Genomic DNA, 13835 nt, shown 5'->3' on the forward strand with positions numbered 1-13835 from the left:
CAGGCCGCTGCACTTTATTTTGTTTCTGTTTGATACAACGCATGTTTTTCACTCGGCATCGCTGTGTTTTTTGACTACACTGAATGAAGTCAAAGCACCATAAGGAGCGATGCTGTGTCCAAACCCCAACATATCATGGTAGTGATTGATCCCACTACCGAACAACAAAAAGCACTCAACCGGGCTGTTGAGTACGCCCGCTATCAGGATTGTAGTCTTACCGCCTTTTTATCGATATATGACTTTTCCTACGAAATGACTACCATGCTGTCTGGCGAAGAGCGAGAGTCTATGCGTCAGGCGGTGATTAAAGATCGTGAACTGTGGATCAGCGAACTGGTTGCCCCCTACCGCGACAAAGGTCTGGTCGTTGATATTCATGTCGAATGGCACAACAGGCCCTTTGAAGCCATTGTCAAAGCCGTACTGGACGAGGGTTACGACATGGTATTTAAAGGTACCCATGACCACGATGTGCTCAAGTCCATGATTTTCACACCAACCGATTGGCATATCCTGCGAAAGTGTCCTTGCCCTGTACTCCTGGTCAAAGACCACGATTGGCCGGAAGGTGGCAATGTGCTGGTAGCGGTCAATGCTGGCAGTGAACAAGACTACCATAAATCGCTGAATAGCCGCCTGATCAACAAAGCCAAAAAAGTGGCAGGCATGCTGTCTGCAGAGGTGCACCTGGTCAATGCTTATCCGGGCACTCCGGTCAATATTGCCATTGAAATTCCAGAGTTCAATCCACAGGAATACAACAGCACCATGAAGCGTCATCACGTCGATGCCGTAAAAGACTTGGCTCGTCAGCATAACATAGGCGATGATCATACCCATGTACTTGAAGGTATGCCCGAGGATGTGATCCCAAAAGTTGCCCGTGAACTGGATGCTGAAATGGTGCTGATAGGCACCATTGGCCGTACCGGCTTTTCCGCAGCCATCATTGGCAACACAGCTGAGCATGTTATTGATCGGCTGGACTGCGATGTACTGGCAGTAAAACCAGAGGACTTTGTCAGTCCGTTGCAGAAGTCTTAATTAAGCCTTGCTGAGCACTATGGAAACGGCGCCGGATCCGCTATACTGAGCGCCGTTTTTTTTCAGGGTGGTGTTATGTCGCATTCTGCTCAAGCCAAAGCTCAGTACAGCCTGAATAAGCTGCATAAGAAACTTCGCCGTGGAGTTGGCCAGGCCATTGCCGACTTCAATATGATTGAAGCTGGCGATAAAATCATGGTCTGCTTATCCGGCGGCAAAGACAGTTATACCCTGCTGGACATCCTGCTGAATCTGCAATTGTCGGCCCCAATCGACTTTTCCATTGTGGCGGTAAATTTGGATCAAAAACAACCAGGCTTTCCGGCTGAAGTGTTGCCCAACTATCTAAGCCAGCTTGGTGTCGACTATAAAATTGTCACCGAAGACACCTACGCTATTGTGAAAGAAAAAATCCCCGAGGGCAAAACCACTTGCTCACTGTGTTCGCGATTACGCCGTGGTATTTTGTACCGTACAGCTAAAGAGCTGGGCGCTACCAAGATTGCGCTTGGCCATCACCGCGATGATATGCTGGAAACCTTGTTTCTGAATATGTTTTATGGCGGCAAGATGAAATCCATGCCACCCAAACTACTGAGTGATAATGGTGAACATATGGTGATTCGACCTCTGGCTTATTGCCGGGAAAAGGACATTAGCCGTTATGCCGAAGCCAAAGCCTTTCCTATCATTCCCTGCAACCTGTGTGGCTCGCAAGATGGTTTACAGCGCCAGGTCGTGAAAGAGATGCTGCAAGACTGGGATAAACGCTTTCCTGGTCGCATTGAAACCATGTTTCAGGCACTGCAAAATGTCGTTCCTTCGCATCTGGCTGATGCAAGTTTGTTTGATTTTAAACAACTGTCCAAAGACGATGCAGCTTATGCCAGCGATACTGCCTTTGACCCGGTTAGTTTACCGGCAAAGCTACCGATAACCGACGATGAAGAGCACGAAAAGGCCGCTGCAGCCGTCCAGGTGGTCGAACTGAGTTAGTACCGGCCGACCACTGCAGTTTAGTGCAGTGCTTTGCTGCGAAATAAAATAAAAATAGCCAGTCTGCACTGGCTATTTTTTTGTACCTGCATGGCTGACTAGCAAGCCGGCGAGATGGTAACAATGTGTTCCACTTCCTGCAAAATCGGGCAGTTAAAGCGGATCATGCCACTGATTTCGGCAATGTAATCCTCCCCTCGCTCCGAGTAGCGGAGTAAGCCCCGGGCCAGCTCCTCGCCTCGAACCGGCTTGTTATGGCTGCGCAGCTCGGCCCGGATATCCCGCAGCTCTTCATAGCTATGGAAGGTATTCAGGTTGTAGAAATAGCTGCGGATACTGGCACCGGCCGAATCAAAGCGAGCGACCTCATGAAACTGATCTTCACCACGGTACAATGGCACCAAACCACAGCCTTCACGGAAACACCATTGACCAAAGAAGTTCAACCCCTCCACCGCAAAGCGGCTGGTCCCCCATGCCGACTCATTGGCCGCCTGCATTAATACCAAAGATGCAGGCAATATATCGACCCGCTTCAAGAGTTCAGTGAAACTGTCGTCATCCGTTTGAGCAACGTCCATGCGAAACTCATCGTACAATGCATACAAGAATGCATAATCCTGCACGGTTAATGGCTGACGATTCGTCAGTTGTGCTTTCATTTCTAGCAGTTGTTTTCTGAGAAACCGCAAACGGGCATTTTCCCGTGCGACATGAGGGCCAAGATAGGCAAAAAACGCTTGCTTCTTTTCATTTATATCGGCAATGGCATCAAAATCCGGCAATGGTTTTTTGGCCGGTGCCGATGTTGGATAAGCCAAACGTTTACGCACCTGCTCAGATCGCGCATAACTGATCACATCCGAGCGTAAGGGGTGTTCGATTGGTTCTTGCGATACAACAACCTCTGGCTCAGTCACTGTTGATTCCATAAAAGGATAATACAGTGCATACAGCACTAACATTGTAACGGCCGTTAGTAGTGGGAACTTCAAAAATCGCATCTATCACCTGTAAGCTGCTTTCATTCTTTTGGCTTGCCGATGGGCCTGCTTGCCAGCCTGGCTCTTTTGCTTTAACGTAAAAGCCATCTGCAACCACCTTTTATAGTGTATTTTACCCTTAAATCATCAAATGCACGAACTTTTCTGTACACTTGATGTGCACATTCCAGCCTTATACAGAGCTAAGTTCTTGATAATAAATAACAAATATTTTTTGGCATAATTAGTGCTTTAAAGCTGTAAAACCTTGCTTTTATGTATGCAAACGAAAGGAAATTACCATGAAAAAAGTGCTTTTAATCACCATGCTCCTGCTATTTAGTGCGCTAAGTCCCAGCCATGCAGACGAAAAGCGGCTTGAACTTGAGCTGGATGCCTCATCACTGCAACAGCTGCTGATCGAAGTGGGTGTTGGTCAGATTCAGATCACGCCGGCAAATACTGATCGCATTCTACTCACGGTGGATGTGCGTGGAGAAAAGCGCTGGTGGTTCTTTAGCTACAAAGTTGGCAATGCCGAGCTGCGTCAACAGCGAGAAGGCAATACTTTGCGCCTGAGCATTCCTAAAGACAACACCAAACAACACTGGCAATTGACCGTACCTGCTGAACTGGCTGTAAAAGCTGATCTTGGGGTAGGCCAATTTTATGCCAACAACATCAGCAGCAGTTATGAAATTGATGTTGGGGTCGGCCAAATCAGTAGCAGCTTGAATGCTGAGCAGTATCAGCGTATTGAATTATCGGCTGGTGTTGGTAATGTCAACCTGCACAATGCTCCCAGTAACTTCAAAGCAGACCGCCATTTGGTCGGCGGCTCCTTGGAATGGACCGGGCAAGGTAACACAGAGTTCAAAGCCAATGTTGGTGTCGGTGATATCAGCCTGACGCATCTGAACTAGTTTTACTGAAGTAATGGGTTTAGCGGTTACGCGAAAAAAATAATCATTTTGCAGCCAAAAGCCCTGCTTTTGGCTTTCTTTTGCCGGTTCAGATCAGGTAGTATCTGGCTATCCAGACGTATAAACCAAGAAGCAAAGTAGCCCTTATGAAGCCCATCCAACGCTCAAGCAAGCTCGAAGGGGTCTGTTACGATATCCGCGGCCCTGTGGCACAGGAAGCCAAACGGATGGAGGAAGAAGGCCACCGTATTTTAAAACTCAATATCGGCAACCCTGCCCCCTTTGGCTTTGAAGCACCGGATGAAATTCTAAAGCATGTGATACACAACTTGCCAACAGCCCAGGGCTACTCCGACTCTCAGGGTATTTATCCGGCCCGGGTTGCTGTGGCGCAATATTATCAACAACGTGGAATTCGTGGTGCCGATGCCGATGATGTGTTTATTGGCAATGGGGTGTCAGAACTCATCCTGATGGCACTGCAGGGATTACTCAATAACGACGATGAAGTCTTGATCCCCTCGCCTGATTACCCGCTTTGGACAGCGGCGGTGAACTTAGCCGGTGGCAAAGCCCGGCATTATCGCTGCGATGAGCAACAGGATTGGGCGCCGGATCTGGATGACTTGCGCAGCAAAATCAGCAAAAAAACCAAAGCGCTGGTGCTGATTAACCCAAACAACCCCACCGGAGCGGTTTATTCAAACGAAGTGCTGCTGGCCTTGCTGGAAATTGCCCGTCAGCACCAGCTGGTGGTGCTTAGCGACGAAATCTACGACAAAATTCTGTACGATGGGACCGAGCATACCAGCACAGCGGCGTTATGCGATGACTTGCTGCTGCTCACCTTTGGTGGTTTATCAAAGAATTACCGTATCGCCGGCTTTCGCGTTGGTTGGTTATTTATTTCCGGTGCCAAACGTCAGGCTCAGCACTATGTCGATGGCCTGCGTATTCTGGCTTCTATGCGTCTTTGTGCCAATGTGCCATGCCAGCACGCAGTGCAAACCGCACTCGGTGGTTACCAAAGTATTTTTGAGTTAACAGCCCCGGGAGGCCGTCTTTACGAACAGATGGATGCCGCCTGGCAACAGATCAATCAAATACCCGGGCTAAGCTGCACCCGCCCCAAAGGGGCCATGTACCTGTTCCCGAAGATCGATCGCAGTAAAATAAAAGTGAGAGACGATGAGTTGATGGTGCTGGATTTTTTGCGGCAGCACAAAGTTCTGTTGGTGCATGGTCGCGCTTTTAACTGGCCAGAACCGGATCACTTTCGTATTGTTTTTTTGCCACACAAAGAGCAGCTGGAACAAGCCATTGACCGCTTACAGCAGTTTTTAGGCAGCTACCAACAATAGGGTTTGCCATGACTACTGAGCCCGGCTTTCGTCACGCCTTTGAGTGGTTTACCAACCAGTTATCGTCCGCGGTATTCTATGCCATCCCGGTTGGCGGCGCCGAGCTGCCAGTGGTGGTGCTCTGGCTGATGGCCGGCGCTTTGTTCAGTACCTTTTATCTGGGTTTTATCAATGTGCGTGGTTTTGGCCATGCATTAAACGTAGTCTCCGGCCGTTACAAGGACCCACGCCAGCAAGGCGATATCACTCCGTTTCAGGCGTTATCCACCGCCTTATCGGGGACCGTTGGTACTGGCAATATTGCCGGTGTTGCTGTGGCCATTACACTGGGAGGTCCAGGCGCCACTTTTTGGATGATCCTGGCTGGCTTACTGGGGATGTCGCTGAAATTTGTCGAATGTACCCTGGCCGTTAAATACCGCCATCAGGCAGCCGATGGCAGCTACTCTGGCGGCCCTATGTACTACATTGAAGTGGCACTTCGCAAATTCAAGCTGCCACGTCTTGGTAAGGCCCTGGCGATTTTCTTTGCCATGGCCTGTGTCTTTGGCTCGGCCGGTTTTGTCCATGTCAATCAGGGCTATGCTCAGGTCAAAGGCGTCACGGGCTTTGACAATGCCTGGCTGTTTGGTGCTATCTACGCCCTGCTGGTGGCGGTAGTAATTATCGGCGGGATCAAAAGCATTGCCAATGTTACCAGCCGGCTAGTACCCCTGATGTGCGCTATCTACCTGCTGGCGGCGCTGGTGATTATTGGCAGCCACCTGGATGCCGTGCCCGCGGCTTTGATGACCATCGTCTATGGCGCCTTTGCCCCTGAAGCCGCCTATGGTGGCTTTATTGGGGTGCTTATTCAGGGATTTCGCCGGGCTGCCTACTCCAACGAAGCAGGGATTGGCTCTTCACCGATTGCCCATGCAGCGGCACAAACACGGCACCCGGTGTCACAGGGTTTTGTCGCCCTGCTCGAACCCTTTATTGATACCGTGGTGATCTGCACCATCACTGCTCTGGTGATCATTTTAACCGGTGCTTACCTCGGCAGTGATCTGGATGGCGTGCGCCTTACTTCCAGTGCTTTTGCCAGCGTATTTGACTGGTTTCCACTGGTGCTGATGGTCGCACTGCTGCTGTTTGGCTTTTCCACCGTCATCAGCTGGTCTTACTACGGCCTGAAATCCTGGAGCTATATCTTTGGTGAAACCAGCCGGGTACAAAACCTGTTTAAAGTGCTGTTTTGCCTGGTGGTCTCCATTGGCGCCGTACCCAATATCCTGGCGGTGTTTAATTTTATCGACTCGATGATTTTCCTGATGGCAGTACCCAATATTCTGGCTATTTACCTGCTGATGCCCGAGGTGAAACGCGACTTAAAAGAATACTTGCGCCAGTTAAAGTCCTAATTGATGGAGGGCTCGACCCTAAGTAGGCTTTAACGTAAGATAGTGTTTGAACATAAGGAAGATGGCATGAGTACACCCTGGCTGGAGCGGCGCTCTGACCGCTCGTTGAACCGGCAGCATGATCAACGCACTCCCTGGCAGCGCGATCGCGCTCGCATTTTGCACTCAGCGGCTTTTCGCCGTTTACAGGCAAAAACCCAGATCATGGGAGTCGGCCAGAATGATTTTTACCGCACCCGCCTGACGCACTCATTGGAAGCGGCTCAGATCGGCACCGGCCTGGTCAATCAGCTAAAGCGCCGGTACCAGCAACAGCCAGAGCTGGCCAAACAGTTGCCAGAAGAAAGTCTGATGGAAGCCTTATGCCTGGCACATGATATTGGCCATCCACCTTTTGGCCATGGCGGCGAAACGGCGCTGAATTACAAAATGCTGCATGCCGGGGGGTTTGAAGGCAATGGCCAGACCTTTCGTATTGTCAGCAAACTGGAACCCTACACCGAACAGCATGGCATGGATCTGACCCGCCGTACTTTACTTGGCTTGCTGAAATACCCGGTGCTGCCGCCTGAGCAGTTGGGGGATAACAGCGAACCGTCACCGCTGAGCCTGACCCCATGGAAAGCGGTGAAATCGGTATTCCATGAAGACTCCGATGTGCTGGATTGGGTGCTGGCTCCGCTTAGCGCCACTGATCGTGCTTTGTTTCAGCAACTGGAACGGCTTGGGCAAAGCCCCTGGCAAAAGTCGTGCTATAAATCGCTGGATGCCTCCATTATGGAGCTGGCCGACGACATTGCCTACGGTGTGCATGATTTGGAAGATGCCATCGTCACCGGCTATGCCAGCGAAGAGCAGTGGCGCGCTCAGATCCCGGCCGCGGTTGCTGCCTTACCACAAGCCATGCAGCAACTAATGCAACCGGTCACGGATGCGCTGTTCCGGCCTGAGCATCATCTGCGTAAAAATGCCATCGGCGCTTTGGTCAATGCCTTTATTACCTCGGCAGAGTTGTATGAATGCCTGCCGGATGCGAGCGAACCCCTGATCCGTTTTAATGCCAGGCTGCCAGCACCACAGCAACAACTGCTGGAACTGCTGAAAGGTTTCGTGTTTCGCAATGTCATCAGCCAACCCGATATTCAACAAGCCCGCTTTCGTTGCCAGAACATGCTGCTAAAGATGTTTGACGCCTTTGCCTCGGATCCGAGCCGTTTGCTGCCACAAAATACCCAGCAACGCTGGCAACAGGCACAAAAGGATGGCCTTGGTTTGCGGGTGATCTGCGATTATTTGTCGGGTATGACCGATGAATACGCCGAAACCATGTACCAGAAGTTGTTTGGCGCTTTATGAGGTTACGTGTTTTAGCCGGGCCCACTGCTCTGGCCCATATTCAGCAGCATGGCTTGAATGCCAACGACATCACCACCTTGGTTGGTGCCAGTGGCGGACCCAAGTGGTTTAGTTTATTTGGGCTGGACCAGTACCTGACCGGTGAGTTTTTCCAAGGTCGTCAGCAACCACTGCAGCTGCTGGGCAGTTCGGCCGGTGCCTGGCGCTTTGCCTGTTATGCTCAGCAAGATCCGGTTGCAGCCAGCCAGCGCTTTTGCGATGCCTACTCCACCTTGTGTTACCCGGCCAAAGCCAGCAGCAAAGAAATTACTGATATTTCGATGACGGTGATTAAGCGCGTTTTCCCGGATCCCGATAAAATCCATGAAGTCATCAACAACCCGCTATTTAAGCTGAACTTCACGGTAGCACGCGCCAGAGCTTTGACACGTTCACGTCATAAAGTTGGGCAACTGGCAGGCTTAAGCCTGACTGCAGCTGCTAACTTAGCCAGCCGTCGACATTTACGCTTTTTCTTTGAGCGCTGCTTGTTTTATGCACCCGACAGTCAGTTAGCCAAAAACCCACTGCAGGACTTACCTACCCGCACCATTCAACTGAGTGAACAAAATCTGTTACCGGCATTGCAGGCCAGTGGCTCCATACCGCTGGTGCTGGACCCAGTGCAGGATATCCCCGGCGCAGGTCGGGGGCTGTTTTACGATGGTGGCGTCACCGATTATCATTTTGACTGGCCTTTCAGCCAGCACGGTCTGGTGCTTTATCCACACTTTTATCCTTACATTGCCCCAGGCTGGTTCGACAAGTCGCTGCCATGGCGGCGTAAGTTCTCTGCTCACTACCACAATGTCGTGCTACTGTGCCCTACTGCTGACTGGGTGGCTTCTCTGCCTGGTGCAAAAATCCCTGATCGCAAGGATTTTAATCGGCCGGATAAAGCACGGATCCATGACTGGCGGGAAGTGATTGCCCGCTCTCACGAGCTGGCAGAGGATTTTAAAGCAGGCCATTACCAGTTGGAGCCACTCTGCTAGTCATTGCATCTGCAGCTCCAACCATGAGACGCAAAGTTATGGGCTGCCAGGGCTGAGCTCGGTAATACTAAAGCGGCTTGGCACCACATCCAGCAGCACAAAAGCAGCACTGCTGTTGTCTTTCATGCCATCCAGGTACTGCCAGTAGCCCTGTGTTTTGTCATCCTGACGAAAGCGCAGTGTGAAACCCAGTCCCTCGCCTTGGTGCAGATAGCTCACTACTTCACTGGCTCCTTTGTTATCCACCAAATCAAAGCCAATTAAATCCTTTAAACGACTGTTCCGGCTGAACACTCCCGAGACCACTACTGGCTCAGCAAGATCCAGGTACTCACGGCCAATGGTCGCAGATTTAGCCGGGTGCGGAATAAAACGATGCTCACCAACATGGTATCTGTCACCACCCTGAATAAAGCTAATACGGACGTCTTCCATATGGTAACCATGCGAATTGTTGATTTTACGTGCTTCGCGGACATCGATAATGGTGACACCACCATAGCCCAGGGCTTCAATTTCACGACGTTGTGGGTAATAGATCAGAGCAGCGTCTTCATCAACGCCATAACCTACCGGGTATAGGGCACGATTTTGCTGCACGGCAACCAGCAAGCGGCCAAAGCGCGACTTGCGATCAAAGTGCTGGTCGATGATGCCGTCTTTAAAAAAGCCAAGACCGGTACGCAAAATCAGAGGGCCGGCTTCCTGATCCTGCATGCCCTCATAGCGCTCAGCTGGCGGCTGCATCAGGGCATGCCAGGAATCACCACCGGCAATCATCACATCACTCATCATCGCTGCACCGGCACTGGTGCCCGCTACCACCCCTCCACGCTGATACAAGTCACGTACAGCCGTCAATACCGGCGTGGCTTTGTTATCAGGCAACAGCGTTTTGGTAATTCGGGTCTGATCGCCTCCCAGAAACCAGACGGCGGTGTATTGCTCCAAAGATTTCGCCAACTGCTTATCATGCCCACCCTGTGCCCAACTGCTTTCATCGACATCGGCGGTACTGCGATCATCCATCACAGCGATAGGTAATAAGGTCACTTGATCTTTGGTAAGGCCGTAATGCAGCATGTCATCTCGGAACTGCTCAAAATAGTGCACAGGTTGGCCACTGGCTGCCGGGATTACCGCAATGCGCGCTTGAATAGGTCCACCCGCCAGCTCTATAAACCGTTGGTAGACTGCTGCATTACTGGTACTGAGTGCCCCACCTACTATCACCAGTGCACCTTTCTCAGTGATACGGGGTTCGGGATCTTTTTTTGAACAACCAATTATCGCCAGGCAGGCGACCAGCATTAGGATTGAATACTTCACTTTTTTTGCTCCATTGTTATCTTTGTAATTTGGATACCCTGTTGCTTTTATTATCGGGTAACGGCCTGTGGCCAGCCAAAAGCTTAGCAAAAAAAACCTGGTGATTGCAGTAAAATCAATCGACCCTGTGTTGACGAACCTGGTCTATGCCCTCACAAAGCGCTTGGATCCCATCCAGACTCCGCCGGGTAAAGCGATACATCAGATCAGCATCGACCGCCAGAAACTGCTGTTTTTGTACCGCAATCAGACTGGCGTACTGCTGCCATTGTTCAGGCCGGATAGCCTGCGCACCTACCGAAGGTTGAATGATCAATTCAGGATTTGCCAGCAGCAATTGCTCCGGCCCTAATTGTGGATAATCAGCGCTATTGACTGCGAAGGGATTCTCGGCAGCGCAGACCTCCAGCATCAACTGGGGCCAGGCGGCATTGGCTACGGTAGACAGTGGTTGCTGTGACATCGCAAAAAATACCCGTACCGGGGTCAATTGCTGGTACTGCTGCCGCAGTGCTGCCAAAGCCTGTTCATAAGCAGCAGCCCGCTGTTCGGCCAGTTGTTCGTTGCCGGTGATGGCTCCTAAACGGCGTAACTCAGGCGCAATGTCGTCCAGTTGCAACGGATCGGAGTAAAACACCCGCACACCCAGTTGTTTCAAACGCGCAAGATCGGATTGCGGATTTCCCGTTCGCCAGGCAATCACCAAATCAGGCTGCAGGGCCAAAACCGCCTCCAACTGAATATGCGCGTAGTTAGCAACACTGGGTAAGGCTTGAGCAGCCTCAGGGTAGTTGCTAAAGTCACTGACCGCCACCAACTGATCACCCGCTCCTATATCATACAATAACTCGGTAATATGGGGAGCCAGCGAAATAATACGCTCTGGTTTTGCTGCAACAGGTGCCAGCAGTAGAAAACACAGCAACAGTGCAAACCACTTCACCAATCCACCCCCTGCTGCGCACGAATGCCGGCATCAAACGCATGTTTAACCACCTGTATATCGCTCACCGTATCAGCCAGCTCCAGCAAGCGGCGATGGCAATTCCGACCAGTCACCACCACATGTTGACCAGCTGGCCGCTGGCGAATACAGGTCAGGACTTCATCCAAATCCAGATAGTGATAACTCAACATGTACGTCAACTCGTCCAACAACACCAAGTCAATGCTTTCATCCGTTAAAAAAGCTTTTGCTTGCTGCCAGACACTGTTTGCAGCGGCCATATCAGCAGTTTTATCCTGCGTATCCCAGGTAAAGCCAGTGGCCATAACAGCGAAAGGCACGCCATGCTGCTGCAGCAGGTTACGCTCCCCGCACGGCCAGTCGCCTTTGATGAACTGCACCACAGCCGCTTTGTAACCGTGGCCGACGGCACGTGTCACTGTGCCAAAGCCAGCCGTTGATTTGCCCTTGCCATTACCGGTAAGCACCAATAGCAGGCCTTTATCCTGATCGGCTTTAGCAACCGCCTGGTCTACTTGCTCCTTTAGTTGCTGTTGCCGGGCTCGATGCCGCTTTGCTTTGTAATCGTCTGTCATGGTTCATCCCGCTTGTTGCCGCCGTAGTAGCAGCAGAAAAAACACGCTCCCCAGTAAGGAAGTAATAACACCCAGGGGAATTTCTTGCTGCATAAACAAACTGCGCGCAAAGTTATCCACCCAGATTAAAAAAATGCCTCCCACCAGGGCAGAACCCAGCAACAGAGGCAGCATGGTCACTCCAAACCATTGTCGTACCAGGTGAGGAATCATCAAGCCGACAAAAGCGATACCACCGCATTGCGCCACAATAAAAGCAGTGACTGCAGAGGTGCCAAGTAAGAAAAACAATCGCACCCGCTCTACCGACACACCCAAAGTACGGGCACTCTCGTCATGCAGTAACATGGCATCCAACTGCCGGCGAAAAGCGAGTGCCACCAGCAAGAGACAGAGCACAGCTGGAGCTACCACTGCCACACCGTGCCAGTCACTCCGGCTTAAGCTCCCCATCAACCAAAAGATCACCCTGTTGGCAGCAAAAGGCTCTGCAAAATACAAAATAAAGCTGCTGATCGCACTCAGCATAAAAGACACAGCAACCCCGGCCAGTAACATCACCTGCAATTGCTGCCAGCCATGACGAATACAAACCAATACCACCAGCAGCACAGCCAGGCTGGCTCCCACAAAAGCCGACAACGCCAAGGGCAACTGCTGCTCGGGAAAAACAATCATCGACAAGCTGGCTCCAAGACCGGCACCGGCTGTCAGGCCAAATAAATAGGGGTCCGCCAAGGGGTTTCGGCTCATGTTTTGCAACAAAGCCCCGCAGATGGCCAGGCCTGCCCCGGCAAAAAAGGCCATGGCTATGCGTGGTAAGCGAATTTGCCAAATAATCGCCTGAAAGGTGGCATTGCTATCTGACGTAGTCAGAATATGCCAGATTTGACCATAAGACAGGGCGGCACTGCCAAGACGGATGCTCATCAATAAAGTGAACAGCAAGGCAACGAGTGCCAGCAGCCAACGAAAATAGCCAGCCCTAGCCATGGTGCTCTCCGGGCTTTTTAGCATAAAAATGGATCACCGGTCTTTCCAGCTGCGCATGAGGCAGCATCAGACATGGCTGCTGAAACACCTGGCTCAACCGCTCAGCGGTCAGCACCTGCTGTGCAGTACCAAAGGCCTGCAAACGGCCGTTATCAAGCAGCAAAATGTCATCGCAATAACTGGCTGCCAGATTCAAATCGTGCAGGCAGCAAACAATGGTCAGATTAAGTTGGCGGATCAACTGCAAAATTTGGTGTTGATAGTGCACATCCAGATGGTTGGTCGGCTCATCCAGCAGCAGCACCCGGGCATTTTGTACCAAAGCCCTGGCAATAAAAGCCCGTTGCAACTCACCGCCGGAGAGTTCTGCCAGCTTTTTATGACGCAACGCCAGCAAACCGGTTTTTAACAAAGCCAGTTCCAGTTGATGGTAATCCTGGCTGGTGGTTGGATCAAACCAGCGTTTGTGCGGTACCAGTCCCAGCATCACCATTTGCTCGGTGGTTAGACTAAACACAGGCATAGGACTTTGCATCACCACCGCCATCTGCCGCGCCAGTTCAGCCCGCCGATAACTGCTGATGGCTTTATGGTGAAATAATACCTGGCCCTGGCTGGCCTGCAACTCGCCATACAACAATCGCAACAAAGAGCTCTTGCCGGCCCCGTTGGGGCCAACGACACCAAGCACCCGGCCAGCAGCAACACTGCAGGATATCTGGTCCAGCACGGTACGCTGCCCTAATTGCAAGGACACATTTTGCAATTGCAATACAGCTGATGCCACCTTAGGATCCACGATTGAGGTAAGTTGACGGATTGTAACAGAAAATCATAGAAATGGATTGCGGTTTTCAGAAACAACAAA

General features: G+C 51.2%; 13 protein-coding genes. 7 read left to right on the top strand and 6 right to left on the bottom strand.

Annotated elements, in window-relative coordinates; all coding sequences use genetic code 11:
• The first annotated feature begins 114 nt into the window (after positions 1-114).
• A complete protein-coding gene (uspE, locus tag ABC502_RS15355; protein WP_345916520.1) occupies positions 115-1047 on the top strand; it encodes a universal stress protein UspE in 933 nt (310 codons plus the stop codon).
• 75 nt (positions 1048-1122) lie between these two features.
• Entirely contained in the window at positions 1123-2043 is a 921-nt protein-coding gene (gene ttcA, locus ABC502_RS15360; RefSeq protein ID WP_330087099.1) for a tRNA 2-thiocytidine(32) synthetase TtcA, read from the top strand.
• A gap of 98 nt (positions 2044-2141) precedes the next feature.
• On the opposite strand, the gene ABC502_RS15365 is transcribed toward ttcA, so the two are convergent.
• Positions 2142-3047, bottom strand: coding sequence for a glucosaminidase domain-containing protein (locus ABC502_RS15365; protein WP_345916521.1), 906 nt, complete (start codon positions 3045-3047; stop codon positions 2142-2144).
• A 281-nt stretch (positions 3048-3328) separates the two neighbouring features.
• Between ABC502_RS15365 and ABC502_RS15370 the strand changes: the two genes are divergently transcribed.
• From ABC502_RS15370 to ABC502_RS15390, 5 genes are all read left to right on the top strand, one after another.
• Positions 3329-3949, top strand: a complete 621-nt coding sequence (locus tag ABC502_RS15370) for a hypothetical protein (RefSeq protein ID WP_330087101.1) — start codon at positions 3329-3331, stop codon at positions 3947-3949.
• A 146-nt stretch (positions 3950-4095) separates the two neighbouring features.
• Positions 4096-5310: a pyridoxal phosphate-dependent aminotransferase gene (locus ABC502_RS15375; protein ID WP_330087102.1), complete on the top strand. Its 1215-nt coding sequence runs from the start codon at positions 4096-4098 to the stop codon at positions 5308-5310.
• Positions 5311-5318: 8 nt separating this feature from the next.
• Positions 5319-6713, top strand: coding sequence for an alanine/glycine:cation symporter family protein (locus tag ABC502_RS15380; protein ID WP_345916522.1), 1395 nt, complete (start codon positions 5319-5321; stop codon positions 6711-6713).
• A gap of 66 nt (positions 6714-6779) precedes the next feature.
• Positions 6780-8069, top strand: coding sequence for an anti-phage deoxyguanosine triphosphatase (locus tag ABC502_RS15385; protein ID WP_345916523.1), 1290 nt, complete (start codon positions 6780-6782; stop codon positions 8067-8069).
• On the top strand, positions 8066-9103 hold the full coding sequence (locus ABC502_RS15390; protein WP_345916525.1) for a patatin-like phospholipase family protein: 1038 nt from the start codon (positions 8066-8068) through the stop codon (positions 9101-9103). Before ABC502_RS15385 ends, ABC502_RS15390 begins: the two co-directional genes overlap by 4 nt.
• Positions 9104-9139: 36 nt before the next feature.
• On the opposite strand, the gene ABC502_RS15395 is transcribed toward ABC502_RS15390, so the two are convergent.
• The 5 genes from ABC502_RS15395 to ABC502_RS15415 all read right to left on the bottom strand — a co-directional run bounded on the left by ABC502_RS15395 (position 9140) and on the right by ABC502_RS15415 (position 13754).
• Entirely contained in the window at positions 9140-10432 is a 1293-nt protein-coding gene (locus tag ABC502_RS15395; RefSeq protein WP_345916526.1) for a cyanophycinase, read from the bottom strand.
• 115 nt (positions 10433-10547) lie between these two features.
• Positions 10548-11375, bottom strand: a complete 828-nt coding sequence (locus ABC502_RS15400) for a cobalamin-binding protein (RefSeq protein ID WP_345916527.1) — start codon at positions 11373-11375, stop codon at positions 10548-10550.
• The gene (cobO, locus tag ABC502_RS15405) at positions 11372-11974 is read right to left on the bottom strand and encodes a cob(I)yrinic acid a,c-diamide adenosyltransferase (protein WP_345916528.1); all 603 of its coding nucleotides are present in this window, start codon (positions 11972-11974) and stop codon (positions 11372-11374) included. Before cobO ends, ABC502_RS15400 begins: the two co-directional genes overlap by 4 nt.
• Before the next feature lie 3 nt (positions 11975-11977).
• A complete protein-coding gene (locus ABC502_RS15410) occupies positions 11978-12967 on the bottom strand; it encodes an iron ABC transporter permease (RefSeq protein ID WP_345916530.1) in 990 nt (329 codons plus the stop codon).
• Positions 12960-13754 (bottom strand): ABC transporter ATP-binding protein, encoded by a 795-nt coding sequence (locus tag ABC502_RS15415; protein WP_330087110.1) that lies wholly within the window; start codon positions 13752-13754, stop codon positions 12960-12962. Before ABC502_RS15415 ends, ABC502_RS15410 begins: the two co-directional genes overlap by 8 nt.
• Between the last annotated feature and the right edge of the window lie 81 nt (positions 13755-13835).

Origin of the sequence: Alkalimonas sp. NCh-2 (assembly GCF_039631345.1) — a bacterium.
GTDB lineage: Bacteria > Pseudomonadota > Gammaproteobacteria > Enterobacterales > Alteromonadaceae > Alkalimonas > Alkalimonas mucilaginosa.

Excerpts from the sequence above, each read along its gene's own strand:
- ttcA (WP_330087099.1), top strand. The coding sequence starts at position 1,123 with ATGTCGCATTCTGCTCAAGCCAAAGCTCAGTACAGCCTGAATAAGCTG.
- ABC502_RS15365 (WP_345916521.1), bottom strand. The coding sequence starts at position 3,047 with ATGCGATTTTTGAAGTTCCCACTACTAACGGCCGTTACAATGTTAGTG.
- ABC502_RS15370 (WP_330087101.1), top strand. The coding sequence starts at position 3,329 with ATGAAAAAAGTGCTTTTAATCACCATGCTCCTGCTATTTAGTGCGCTA.
- ABC502_RS15375 (WP_330087102.1), top strand. The coding sequence starts at position 4,096 with ATGAAGCCCATCCAACGCTCAAGCAAGCTCGAAGGGGTCTGTTACGAT.
- ABC502_RS15380 (WP_345916522.1), top strand. The coding sequence starts at position 5,319 with ATGACTACTGAGCCCGGCTTTCGTCACGCCTTTGAGTGGTTTACCAAC.
- ABC502_RS15385 (WP_345916523.1), top strand. The coding sequence starts at position 6,780 with ATGAGTACACCCTGGCTGGAGCGGCGCTCTGACCGCTCGTTGAACCGG.
- ABC502_RS15390 (WP_345916525.1), top strand. The coding sequence starts at position 8,066 with ATGAGGTTACGTGTTTTAGCCGGGCCCACTGCTCTGGCCCATATTCAG.
- cobO (WP_345916528.1), bottom strand. The coding sequence starts at position 11,974 with ATGACAGACGATTACAAAGCAAAGCGGCATCGAGCCCGGCAACAGCAA.
- ABC502_RS15410 (WP_345916530.1), bottom strand. The coding sequence starts at position 12,967 with ATGGCTAGGGCTGGCTATTTTCGTTGGCTGCTGGCACTCGTTGCCTTG.